11 protein-coding genes are annotated in these 13336 nt (G+C 38.3%); 10 read left to right on the top strand and 1 reads right to left on the bottom strand.

Annotated elements, in window-relative coordinates; genetic code table 11:
- Positions 1–13: 13 nt before the first annotated feature.
- The 7 genes from BUE31_RS03145 (at position 14) to BUE31_RS03175 (ending at position 10983) form a co-directional block, all read left to right on the top strand.
- Entirely contained in the window at positions 14–2041 is a 2028-nt protein-coding gene (locus tag BUE31_RS03145; RefSeq protein ID WP_073400159.1) for a TonB-dependent receptor, read from the top strand.
- A gap of 13 nt (positions 2042–2054) precedes the next feature.
- The gene (locus tag BUE31_RS03150) at positions 2055–3116 is read left to right on the top strand and encodes a DUF5074 domain-containing protein (protein WP_073400161.1); all 1062 of its coding nucleotides are present in this window, start codon (positions 2055–2057) and stop codon (positions 3114–3116) included.
- A 63-nt stretch (positions 3117–3179) separates the two neighbouring features.
- Positions 3180–3755 (top strand): DUF6580 family putative transport protein, encoded by a 576-nt coding sequence (locus tag BUE31_RS03155; protein WP_073400163.1) that lies wholly within the window; start codon positions 3180–3182, stop codon positions 3753–3755.
- Positions 3756–3928: 173 nt separating this feature from the next.
- Positions 3929–4612, top strand: coding sequence for an SIR2 family NAD-dependent protein deacylase (locus tag BUE31_RS03160; protein ID WP_073401619.1), 684 nt, complete (start codon positions 3929–3931; stop codon positions 4610–4612).
- Positions 4613–5221: 609 nt separating this feature from the next.
- Complete coding sequence (locus BUE31_RS03165; protein ID WP_073400164.1) at positions 5222–8455, top strand: SusC/RagA family TonB-linked outer membrane protein; 3234 nt, start codon at positions 5222–5224, stop codon at positions 8453–8455.
- A gap of 20 nt (positions 8456–8475) precedes the next feature.
- Positions 8476–10110 (top strand): RagB/SusD family nutrient uptake outer membrane protein, encoded by a 1635-nt coding sequence (locus tag BUE31_RS03170; protein WP_073401621.1) that lies wholly within the window; start codon positions 8476–8478, stop codon positions 10108–10110.
- A gap of 156 nt (positions 10111–10266) precedes the next feature.
- Entirely contained in the window at positions 10267–10983 is a 717-nt protein-coding gene (locus BUE31_RS03175; protein WP_073400166.1) for a Dph6-related ATP pyrophosphatase, read from the top strand.
- A 231-nt stretch (positions 10984–11214) separates the two neighbouring features.
- On the opposite strand, the gene BUE31_RS03180 is transcribed toward BUE31_RS03175, so the two are convergent.
- On the bottom strand, positions 11215–11463 hold the full coding sequence (locus tag BUE31_RS03180) for a hypothetical protein (protein ID WP_073400167.1): 249 nt from the start codon (positions 11461–11463) through the stop codon (positions 11215–11217).
- A 124-nt stretch (positions 11464–11587) separates the two neighbouring features.
- Between BUE31_RS03180 and BUE31_RS03185 the strand changes: the two genes are divergently transcribed.
- Genes BUE31_RS03185 through BUE31_RS03195 form a run of 3 tightly spaced genes read left to right on the top strand, consistent with a single transcriptional unit; the run spans position 11588 to position 13310 of the window.
- Entirely contained in the window at positions 11588–12067 is a 480-nt protein-coding gene (locus BUE31_RS03185; protein WP_073400169.1) for a GAF domain-containing protein, read from the top strand.
- The gene (locus tag BUE31_RS03190; protein WP_073400171.1) at positions 12064–12711 is read left to right on the top strand and encodes an alpha/beta fold hydrolase; all 648 of its coding nucleotides are present in this window, start codon (positions 12064–12066) and stop codon (positions 12709–12711) included. The genes BUE31_RS03185 and BUE31_RS03190 overlap by 4 nt, the downstream gene beginning before the upstream one ends.
- Positions 12708–13310, top strand: coding sequence for a DNA-3-methyladenine glycosylase (locus BUE31_RS03195; protein WP_073400173.1), 603 nt, complete (start codon positions 12708–12710; stop codon positions 13308–13310). The genes BUE31_RS03190 and BUE31_RS03195 overlap by 4 nt, the downstream gene beginning before the upstream one ends.
- The last annotated feature ends 26 nt before the right edge of the window (positions 13311–13336 follow it).

Genomic DNA, 13336 nt, shown 5'->3' on the forward strand with positions numbered 1-13336 from the left:
TAACCCGCGACAAATGCAAGGAATTGAGCACTATTTAAAAAGTATTTTATCTTTTTTACCAGGATTATTCCTATGCGTTGTTTTGCCTTTTTCTGTAAATGCTCAAACCGATACTGCTAAAAAGTTAAATGAGGTTAAGGTAAAAACCTCTCCAATACCTCAGGTACAAAGCATGGCGCCGATACAACAAATTTCAGCAAATGCTTTTGATCAATACGGCGCTTTTGATGTTGCAGGTGCTATAAGAAATTTTTCAGGTGTGAATATTAAAGATTATGGCGGGATAGGCGGTTTAAAAACGGTATCAGTAAGGGGGTTAGGAGCTAACCACACAGCAGTTTTATATGATGGAATATTGGTAAGCGATGCCGAAAACGGGCAGATTGATCTGAGCAAGTTTAATTTAAATAATGTACAGGATATTACTTTGTTTAATGGCCAGCCTGCAACCATTTGTATGCCGGCAAGATCCTTCACAGCAGCGAGTATCCTTTCTATTAGAACTATTAAACCAGCGCTTACAGCAAATAAGCCTTACCAGGTTACTGCCGGAATAAAAGCAGGATCATTTGGGTTGATAGAACCGTATTTACAATGGCAGCAGCGGATTAATAACAATTGGTCATTTATTGTAAATAGCTATTTCGAAGATGCAAACGGGCGATATAAATATCAAAGCAGTGGAAATGGATCAAGCTCTACACGGGACCGGCTCAATTCAGACATTTCTGCCAGGCAGGTGGACGGCGCCTTGTACTGGACAAAAAATGATAGTAATAAATTTAATCTGCATATAAATTACTACGACTCTGAAAGGGGTTTGCCCGGCGCTGTAATACTTTATAACGCAAATACTTCAAGGGAGCGTTTGTGGAACAGGGACTTTTTTATGCAGGCCGGTTATGAACGGATCTGGGCCAGTGGGCTTCATTTGTTTTTGAACACTAAATTATCCCAGAACTATCTTCGCTACCTTAATCCGGATTTTTTGAATGAACAACACCTGTTAGATCAGCGTTTTACACAACGCGAGGTTTATCAATCTGCAGCTTTAGCTTATCATTTTGCGCCTAATTGGGAAGTTTCCTATTCAACAGACGTGGCAGTTAATGACCTGAACGTTCTTTTCAATTATCCTTATCCACTATTTCCACACCCGACAAGATTAACAATGCTAAATGTATTGGCATCAAACTTAACCCTTGGGAAACTTCAATTAGAAGGAAGTTTATTGAATACAAATATTACTGAAACGGTTAAAGCTGGCAGGGCAGCCCCAGCACGGAATAATTTTTCGCCGACCTTATTAGCTGCTTTTAAGCCATTTGAAAATTCAGGATTTCAGTTAAGGGCCTTTTATAAGTACATATTCCGGAATCCAACATTTGATGATCTTTATTATGGTGGAATAGGCAACCCTAACTTAAAACCGGAATTTACAAACCAATTTGATTTGGGCGCTACTTACAGCAAGGCTTTAAATGGTTTTATTGATTATATAGCATTAACCGCAGATGCCTATTATAGTCATGTAACCAATAAAATTGTATTTATCCCTAAAGATGCTTACAATGGATCTATCCAAAATTTTGGCAAAGTTGATATAAAGGGGATTGATATTAGTTTAAAAACACAAACTAAAAGCATCAGCGGATATAAGGGTTCGCTGTCATTAAATTATAGCTATCTGCAGGCGCTTAATGTTACCGATCCAACATCATCCATATATCTTAATCAATTGCCCTATACCCCAAAAAACATATTGGCTTTTAACGCAGGTATTGATCACGGCCATATAGGGTTATATTTTAACCAGGTTATTTCGTCGTCAAGATATTATACCAATGATAATCTTCCGTATGACTATATCCCCGGATACGCTATAAGTGATGCCTCTTTTGTTTATCACACTGTATTAAATAATAAGCCTTTGCGTGCGTCAATTGGGGTAAATAACCTTTTTGATAAAAGCTATTTTGTTGTACAAAGCTACCCGATGCCGGGCCGCTCATTAAGACTTTCAATTCAAATAACTATATAAATAATCAATAATCATGAAACAAATTAAACTTAGCTATTTACTTATTGCCATAACGTTCGTAGTGACATTGGCATCGTGTCATAAAGACAAAGTTATCCCTAAAACTAATAATCCGACTGCAACCAGGGCCGGTTTGTATGTGTTAAATCAGGGCGGTTTTGGCAGCAATAACAGTACACTTACTTATTACGATTATACAACCAAACAGCTTACGGCTGATCTTTTCAGCACGGCTAATGGCGGCAGTAAAATAGGCGACACCGGCAATGATGTTGAGATTTATGGCTCTAAGATGTACATTGTCGTTAACAACTCAAACAGAGTAGATGTTGTCAACGCTAAAACGGGTAAACTTATTAAACAGGATAGTGTGCACCAATGCAGAAGTGTAGCTTTTTACAAAGGAAATGCATTTATTACTTCGTACGATGGTAACGTAGCAGTAATGGATACTACAACCTTATCCATAAGTAAATATATTACAGTTGGTCGTAATCCTGAGCAATTAGTGGTTTCGAACGACAAATTGTATGTAGCCAATTCTGGTGGTTTAAGCTTTGGCAATCCGGATAAAACCGTTTCGGTGATTGATTTAACCTCGTTAGCTGAAACAAAAAAAATAACGGTAACAGCTAATCCCGTATCTCTTGCTGCTGATACATATGGAAATGTATATGTTATATCATTGGGCGATTTTGCAAGCGTACAGGGAGGCATCACCGTAATTGATAATAAAACAGATGCTGTAAAATCACAATTCGCACCATCCCTGGGTTATAATATACCAATAGCTGCACAGGGTGATTATGTTTATTACGTTACGGCTGATAATAAGATTGCAGTATATAATGCGAAAACACAAACCGCTGCGCAAGCTAATTTTATAACTGACGGAACGGTTATCACTACCCCTTATACATTGGCTGCCGATGCTTTAAGCGGTGAAATATTTGTTACCGATGCAAAAGATTATTCATCAAACGGTACTTTATACGCTTTTGATAAAACCGGTAAGCTGGAGTATTCAATTGTAGTTGGTATAAATCCCGGTAAAATTGCTTTCGTGAATAAATAAGAAGAATAAAATATTGATTTTATTTAAGCGGATAATGTGTAATTTTACTTCATAATTTAAATTATGTCACTACAAAAATTAAATACCCGCACAATCGTGCTTATCCTGATGATCCTGGCGGCAACTGCTATGCGTTTGCTTAGTTATAAATATCCATATATACTAAGCAATTTTACGCCGGTTGGTGCAATAGCATTATTTGGCGGCGCTTATTTTAGCCCCAAATGGAAGGCTTATATTGTAGTATTGATATCCTTGTTCTTAAGCGATATAGTTATCAATTATCTATATACTTCAAAATGGGTGTTATGGTATAACGGTTCTTTTTGGGTGTATTTAACGTTTGCTATAATGGTGTTTATAGGCAGTCAAATAAAGAAAGCAAATATTGCCAATGTAGCTATAGCATCTTTAGTTTCTGTTTGTGTGCATTGGTTAATAATTGATATGCCGTGGTTATATGGAACGCTATATCCACATAATTTATCTGGCTATGGCCAGTCATTGGTAGCGGCAATTCCTTTTGAACGAAACATGGTTTTGGGCGACATTGTATTTTGTGCCGTATTGTTCGGCGGTTTTGAGCTGGCAAAAAGCAAATACACAGTTTTACGTAGCCAAAAAGAGCTGACTGTTTAACATAAGAATATTTTATTGTGAAAAGCGGCTCTGTAAAGGGCCGCTTTTTTTATGGGATAGAAATAGATCGTAGAGACACAATACTTTGTGTCTCTGACAAGGAAAAATGCAGATATATAGATTCAATAATATAATTCAGAGATGTAAAGTATTGCGTCTCTACAATGAAAAACATGAAAAAGATCGTAGTATTAACCGGCGCTGGTATAAGCGCCGAGAGTGGTTTAAAAACTTTCAGAGATAGCGATGGACTGTGGGAGGGATATAACATTGAAGATGTGGCAACCCCGGAGGCCTGGAAACGAAACCCTGAATTGGTTCAGGATTTTTATAACCAGCGCCGTAAATCAGTTATTGAAGCAAAACCCAATGAAGCCCATTATGCACTGGCCAGGCTCGAAGAAAAATTTGACGTAACCATCATCACTCAAAATATTGATGACCTGCATGAGCGCGCAGGCTCAATCAATGTGGTGCACCTGCACGGAATTATAACCAGATCGCAATCAAGCAGGAAACCAGATCTTACTTACCCAATTAATGGCTGGGAACTAAAGATGGGCGATAAATGTGAATTTGGCTCACAGCTAAGAGCACATGTAGTTTGGTTTGGCGAAGCTGTGCCGATGATTGAAAAGGCAGCGCAGATTTGCACCCGGGCAGATCTTTTTATTTTGATAGGCACCTCGTTAGCCGTATATCCGGCAGCTGGTCTGGTCGATTATGTGCCGCGTAATACGCCTAAATATATTGTGGATCCCAAAATTCCTCACATGAACACGGATAGTTCCTTTATTAAGATAGAGGAAAAGGCTACAGTAGGCGTAAAAATGCTTGCAGATAAACTATTAGGATAATTTCATACTAAATAAAGTGCTCCAGGAACCATCTAAAAATTATTAACTAATAACTTAGTGTATAATATATAATTATTTATATGCTTATTTTTTGCTTCTATATAATAATATGTAAATAAATTTCTAATAAACTATCATTAGTAAATCTATTTTTTAATAAACATGTCATTTTTTATTGAAAAATTCAATAATTTTAATACTTGTATGCAATATATTAATTATTTACTGATTGATTTTGCTAATTAGTTATACACTAAGTATAAATAATTGTTGTTTGTATTTTATTTCTTATCAATTCATATTTTAGTGTAAAAAAATTAAATAAAATCATTAATATTTTGTCTTTTTTATTTTAAAACGATTTTATTTGAAATATTATTGACTATAAATGATTTTTATTGAAGATAATAAAGGTACTTATGACACTAATTATTGTAATCATAGCAAAAAAGGCATGCTGATTATAAAAATTCAATAATTTTACGTCATTAATCACTTGGTTTTTTAATAGTAAAGTAAAAGTTTAGCAACTATTTGTAATGTAATTGTTACAAGATAAATTGGGGCCGTACTTACTTATTAACTATTAACTAACTAAACGATTTAAGAATGAAGAAAAATTTACTTCACGGTATTTTCTTTCTTTTGCTTTTTGTAGCCGGCAATTCTGCCTATGCGCAAACCCGTACCGTAAGCGGAACGGTTACTGCAAAAGACGATGGCTTACCTATCCCCGGGGTAAGCGTAGTAGCAAAAGGTTACAAAACCGGAACCCAAACCTCAGTCCAGGGAAAATTCACTTTAAACCTTCCTTCGGAAGCAACTACATTAACATTTACTTTTATTGGTTACCAAAAGGTAGACTTGCCTATCCCTGCCAGCGGAGTTATTAATGTTGTAATGAACAATGACTTTAAACAACTAAATGAAGTAGTTGTAACAGGTTCGGGTGTGGCTACAAGTAAAGCAAAACTGGGCATTGCCGTTGAATCGGTTTCAGGCAAAGCCCTAACATCATCACCGCAAGCATCAATAGACCAGGGATTGATAGGTCAAATTCCCGGTGCACAGATTTCTTCCGTTGATGGCACTCCTGGTGCAAAAACCAACATTATCCTTAGAGGTATTAATACTGTTCAGGGCAGTACTTCGCCAATGATATTGGTGGATGGGGTTGAATCCCGAACAACGGATCTAAGCCAACTGGATCCGGCTACTGTTGATCATATTGAAATTGTACAGGGTGCGGCGGCTTCAACAATTTATGGTGCACAGGGTGCAAATGGTGTTATACAGGTATTTACCAAAAAAGGAAAAATAGGTAAAACCCGGATAGACGTTTCATCAAGTTACAGCGGCAGCGATTATATAAATCATGGGGATGTTCACCAGGCAAAATTGAGCAGCTTTAAAGTTGATGCCAACGGAATTTTCATTGATGCCAGCGGAAACCCTATTGTAAGAAACCAGGATGGCAGGTATCTTGGGATCCAGTGGGCTTATGGAGCAGATGCGGCAAATGGCCACCCTACGGCTATGTCAAATCCTTTAAACATTGCGCATCAGCAATATGGAACAAACTTAAAGTATTATGACCACCTGGCACAGCTATTTAAAACAGCTTACACAAGTAATAACAGTGCAGCCATTTCTGGCGCAACAGAAAAATCTGATTATAGCTTAACGCTTTCCAATAATCACCAGCAAAGTAATATCAGGAACAACGGTTATAACGACAGGACAAACCTAACCGCAAATATAGGGGCTGAACTGTTTAAAGGCTTTACTATCCGCTCTGTAACACAACTCATCTATACTAAAAATACCGTAAATCCCAATTATGGAATAGGTAATGCAGGTGGGATATTTGATGTATTAAATGCATCGCCTTTTTATGATTTTAATCAGAAAAACCCTGATGGGAGTTATCCCTTATCATTAAACTCAGGTACAGTGAGCGTAAATGGATCAAACCCTAATTATTATACGCAATGGGCAAACCGCGTATCTAACCGCGAAGATCTTTTGCAAAGCATACAGGCAGATTATAAGATAAATAAATTTATAACGTTGAACGCCAAGTACGGCCTTAACTATCAGCATACTGAGCAAAACACTATTTACAAAAACCAGGCTGCTACACTTACAGCAATAGATCTTGGTTCGTACTATGGCGCTTATGCTTCTGATCCTAATGGTGAGCTTGATAAAAATACCAGCAGTACTGTTTTTCAAAACTTTAACGGTTCGGCAGTTATTAAAACCGATTTTGAAAAGGATTTTCATATCAATTTACCTATAACAACAAGTACCCTATTAGGGTATGATTACAGGAAAAATGTAGATAAACAATTTAATACCTATGGTTTAGAGCTACCGGTTTATGCTATCTATAATTTTAATCAAACATCAACCCAGGCAGTATCCTTTGATTACACTACTCCATTTATCACCTATGGCTTTATATTAAACCAGAAAATTGATTTTGGCGATTATGGCGGTGTAGCGGGTGGTTTCAGAAGTGATTACTCTTCAGCTTTTGGCGGCGGTTCAAAACCCTTCACTTTTCCTGATGTAAATGGATATATCAGGCCTTCATCTTTTGATTTTTGGAAAAACTCGGGTATTGGAGCTGCAATTCCTGAATTTAAGATAAGAGGTGGTTTTGGCGAAGCCGGTACGCAGCCACAGCCATTTGACAGGTATCCAACTATAAATCCTACAAATTTGGGTTCATCGTTAACATTTAATCTGCCAACTTCGCTGGCTAACCCTGATCTGAAGGTTGAGGTTTCAAAGGAATATGAAATCGGTACCGATTTTTCTATAAAAGGTGCTTCAGGTAACTGGTTTAGTGAAATTAACGTAAGCGGCACTTATTGGAGTCGTAAAGCTAATAATGTTATTTATAGCATAAATACAGCTCCTTCAACGGGTGGTACTCAAATAAAAACCAACGCTATTGGTCTTTCATCACATGGTTTCCAGGCGTCGCTAAATCTTGGCATATTAAGAACCAGGGATTTTAACTGGAATTTCACCACCAACTTCAGTAACCAAACTACAACAATAACCAGCACAAGCGGGCCGCCAATTATTCTTTCTACAGCTGCCGGAAGCACCCAGTTAGCCTTGGTTGCAGGTCAAAAAATTGGCCAGATTTATGGTAATAAAGCATTAACAAGCCTGAATGAAAAAAATAGTGCAGGTGTGCCATATATACTTCCTGCTGATTATGGTAAATACACAATTGTTGATGGCCGGGTTGTTAATATTGCTACAAAAGGGATTCAATTTGCAAATGAGGCTAGCTCATTTGGCGATCCAAACCCTAAATTCAACGCGTCATTTATAAATAACTTTACTTATAAATCGCTTTCATTCGGTTTCCAATTCGACTGGGTTTATGGCAGTCATCTTTATAACCAGACAAAAGAATGGCAGTACAGGGATGGGATTAGCGGCGATTATGATAAAGCGGTTAATATCGGCGGCACATCAGGAGCCTATACGGCCTATTATAGAAGTGCTTATGCAGACATTATCGGTGGCGTAAACGGTGCAAGGGATGGCACTAAAGATTATTTTTATGAAGGCGCTTCTTTCTTAAGATTAAGGAATATTTATCTTGGTTATGATTTCTCCAAATATCTTAACAGTAAGATATTCAGAAGAGCGGTTTTAACATTTACAGGTCGTAACCTCTTAACCTTTACCAAGTACACAGGTTTTGATCCCGAAATCAGCTCTGGTTCATCTAACTCACCATTTGACAGGGGAGTGGATCATGATTCAATGCCTAACAGTAAATCATACCAGATCGGTTTAAACCTTGGATTTTAATGGACTTTAATCAGAAAAAAATGAAAAAATATAAATATATTATAACATCGGTGATCATGGCTGGAATAGTTGTGTCATCATGCAAAAAGCAACTGGATGTAAAAAACCCCAATTCACCCACGCTTGAGCAGGCAAAAACAGAATCAGGTCTAACCTCGCTTGCGGCAGGAAGTATATATATTAATGGTTTTGTAAATGGTGATGGATGGCTAGGGGATAGCTTTTTCTCCTTATGTTATGGTTATCATGAATTACTTGCTGATGATGTGTCGGCACAGGCTGCAAACCAAAATGTAAACCTTGTTAATGTGCCCGATTATGCAATACTGGATGACGGTTCAAAAGTAGTAAACACCCAGCCGCAAATTGCAAATTTAAGGTTGAACAATTCTCGTGACAAGCAGAGCCAAAACATGTTTTATTATGAATGGCAGAGTATGTATGGATTAAATAACGCTTGTAATCAAATTCTTGCACTTGCAGGTACTGTAAGCCTATCTGGTGATGCAGCTACTAAGCTGGCTACCTACAAAGCCTGGGCTTACTGGTGGAAAGGTTATGCTTATGCAAGGTTGGGTTCAGTTTATTACGCAGGTATTATTAATAACGAAATAAGTGCAACAAATGCCAGCTATGTTAACAGTGCTGCCCTGATTGCCGAATCAAATAAAAACCTGGCGCAAGCGGCTTCTATTTTAAATGGTATAACCGGTACAGATACCTATACTGCTTTAATGGTGAAACTTATTCCTTCGTTTTTCCAGTTAGGTAATGGCAAGGTGCCAACAACGGCAATGTTTGTACATAGTATAAATACATTAATGGCACGCAACCTGTTGGTTAACACCCGGACTTCTGCTATGACAGCTGCCAACTGGCAAACTATCCTTACTTTAACCGCTACCGGTATTCAATCTTCTGACAATATATTTGCGGGGTTCTCTACATTAAATAATGCTGTATTTTCAGCTGGTGGAGGATCAGTAGCTGTAAACACCGCTGGTGACGAAACTGCGAGTAGTTTTACAATAAGCGAAAGATTGATACAGGATATTAAACCTGGTGATAAACGTTTTGCCGAAAACTTTTTACAGGTTAAACCATTCTTTAACCAGGTTGGCGGGTTTACTTTTAGCACAAGATGGAAATTATATGACGCGAAGCTTGACACTGTACCTAACAATGGCGCTATTCAGCTCGCCAATAAAACCCCTGGCAAACAGGAAGTTTACATAGGTGGAACCTATGAAGAAAATGAGTTGATGAAAGCTGAAGCGCTGATCAATACAGGTCAGATTGATCTGGGTTTGGCTAGTATTGATAATGTAAGGGCATACCAGGGAGCAGGGCTTGCAAAAGTTTCAGGAACAGGCTTAAATTTAACCCAGGCACTGGAAGAATTGCGTAAAGAAAGGCGCCTTGCCCTATTGTTTAGAGGAACAGCATTTTACGATGCCAGGAGATGGGGGGTGATCTATGATATTTCAGAAGGTGGCGGCAGAACCAATGCGATTGTACTTTCACCAAATGGTACATTAAGTACGCATGTAACTATCAATTATAATTTCCTTGATTATTGGGATGTTCCTGCTGATGAGGTGGTGTTAAATCCGCCTGGAGCTGGAAGTGCACCAGTTGTGAATCCTAAGAAATAATACCCCGTTCTTATTAATATCAGTTAATGTTTTCTATGGTGGTCGTGTATGAAAATTACACGGCCATCTTTATTTATAACAGATCCTGTAAGCAATATGGTTTTTTAAAATAAGTTTGTAGTGGGATAAAATATTCACAAACCAAAACCATTATTAATGCTAAAATGTATCTTCAACTGGAGCGGCGGCAAAGACAGTTCATTGGCTTTATACCATTGCCTGCAAAATCCGGATCTTGACATAAAATACCTGGTAACAACCATTAACGATGCGGTGGACAGAATTTCCATGCACGGCGTACGGGTTGAGCTGTTAATTCAACAAGCTGAAGGCATCGGGATCCCGTTGTACCAGATCCGTTTGCCCGAAATGCCGGATATGAAAACCTATGATAATGCCATGCGCCGGCACCTCGAACATTTTAAAAGTGAAGGGATCACCCATTCTATTTTCGGCGATATATTTTTAGAAGATCTGAAAAAGTACCGTGATGACCGCCTTGCCGAAGTAGGCATGACCGGTATTTATCCATTATGGAAACGTGATACAACTGAGCTGATAAATGAGTTTCTTACTTTAGGATTCGGTACCGTGATAGCATGCACCCAGCAACACCTGGAGTACTTGGTGGGGAAGGAGATCACTCCGGGACTTATCATGTCATTACCCGCCGACGTGGATGTTTGCGGAGAGAACGGGGAGTTTCACACCTTTGCATTTAAAGGTCCTATCTTCAAAAAAGAGATCAAATATAAATTAGGGGAGAAGGTTTTTAAAGAATATAAAACGCCTGAAAATACCAATGATGTCTGCGCTTCTGATCCTGGTAAAAAACTTTCAGGTTTTTGGTATCAGGACCTTATTTTAGCCTGACCTCCCATATATTTGGCGATTTTATACCGCAGAATATTATTTGGCGATACTTTTTAAAGTATAATAAAATATTAATAATCAGATATTTAAACGCTTTATTAAAAATATGGAGTTAAAGTTTACACTTGCTTTAGATCCCAATTATGCCCCATTTTGCCAAATAAAATTTCGAGGTAAAGAAACCTGTCTGTTAACTATCTATTTTTCAATTATTTATGTAATTTTAATAAACTAATAGTTGTAACGATTGTACGATTCATTAAAATCCTTCCGCATTTCAGTAAAGCGGGTAGATACGGTTTTTAAAAACTCCTCATCAAGCAATTCAAACACGCTGTTAACACCATCAATAAGGTCTGCTTCTGCAATTTTGTAGGTCTGTTCCAGGTTCCCCTGCTCTATCTTCACAATAAACTTTCTGTTCATATTCAGGATAGAGATCTTGAAATCAGGGTGGGGTAATTCGGCAATAATTCTCATGGTAATCAAATTTTATAAAACCAGTAGCAGGCAATTTAATAATGGTTTGCTACTTTGCTAAATAAAAGATTAAATATGAGATTGGCCTTATTTACTTTTACAACAGCATCGCTATTTTTGTAACATGGCAGAGGATTTAAACATAACAACATCAACCGATAAGGCTGAACAATATCAATCGTTAATTCCACAGGTGGAGGCTTTGTTAATGGGTGAGCCAGACCTGGTAGCCAATATGGCAAATGTATGTGCTGCATTAAAAGAGCAATTCAAATGGCTTTGGGTTGGGTTTTATTTGGTGAAGGAAGATGAACTGGTGCTTGGGCCATTCCAGGGGCCGGTAGCCTGTACCCGCATCGGATTAGGTAAAGGCGTTTGCGGCGCATCGTGGCAGCAGGAAAAAACATTGATCGTTCCTGATGTTGAGGCCTTCCCCGGTCATATTGCTTGCGCTTCGGCTTCGCGGTCTGAAATTGTAGTGCCGGTATTTAGCAATGGTAAAGTGGTTGCAGTGCTGGATGTGGATAGTGATGAACTGGATCAGTTTGATGAAACAGACGCGCAGTATCTTCAGCAGGTTGTAGAACTGGTAAACTTTAAATGAGCAAAGTATTCCTGATTGCCGGGCTGGGTGCCGATACCCGGGTTTATAATAATATCGACCTGAACGAAGATGAAGTGATCAGCGTTGGCTGGATTGAACCACACATAACTGATACTTTAAATACTTATGCACAAAAACTTATCATTCAATATAATATAACACCTAATTCGATTGTTATTGGTAATTCCATGGGCGGCATGATAGCGGTTGAAATAGCCAATATTCTTCCAATCAAAAAAGTCATCCTCATCTCAAGTATCAAAACAATTGACGAGGCTCCATGGTATTTTTCAATGTTTCGAAGGCTGCCGGTTTATAAGCTGATCCCTGGTAAGGCATTTACCTCTATGGGTTTTTTGATAAAATTTATATTTGGAAAAATGAATACTGCCGATGCCTGGCTGTTTAATGATATGCTTAAAAACTCATCGCCAAAGTTTTTAAAATGGGCAATGGGGGCAACATTGCATTGGGATAATAAAACCATCCCTCCGAAAACTTATATCATTACCGGCGATAAAGATCATGTATTTGATTACCGGCGAATAAAAGACGCCATTGTAGTAAAGGGAGGTACGCATATTATGGTATTTGACAAGGCCGAGGAGATTAATAAAATACTGAAAAGGATCCTGAAAAAATGAAATTACCGGAGTCGTATTATTACAGCGAGGATGTTGTTACGCTCAGTAAAGATTTGCTGGGTAAATATTTATTTACCTGTATTGATGGTGTAACTACCGGTGGATATATTGTTGAAACAGAAGCTTATAATGGCATTATCGATAGAGCATCTCACGCTTTTGGAAACAGGCTTACCCCGCGAACTAAAACCATGTTTATGCGTGGTGGGATAGCCTATGTTTACCTTTGCTACGGCATTCACGAAATGTTCAATATAGTAACTTCAGGTGAGGGGCAACCGCATGCAATCCTGGTAAGGGCTATTAATCCGACCGATGGAATAGAAGCTATGCAAAGCCGCAGAAATATGCCGGTGATAAAACCAACCATTACCATGGGGCCTGGTTCCGTTGCAAAGGCTTTAGGGATTTCCCGCGCTATCAACGCTTTTAGCTTACAAGGTGATGTTATTTGGATAGAAGACAGGGGATTAACCTTTCCCGATGAAAGTATAGCAGTTGTACCAAGAGTAGGTGTAGACTATGCCGGGGATGATGCACTGCTGCCTTATCGATTTTATGTAAAAGGAAATCCCTACGTAAGCAAACCAAATAAATAAGTAATTTTGTCCCCGTAGCGACACAA

Origin of the sequence: Mucilaginibacter sp. OK098 (assembly GCF_900142915.1) — a bacterium.
GTDB lineage: Bacteria > Bacteroidota > Bacteroidia > Sphingobacteriales > Sphingobacteriaceae > Mucilaginibacter.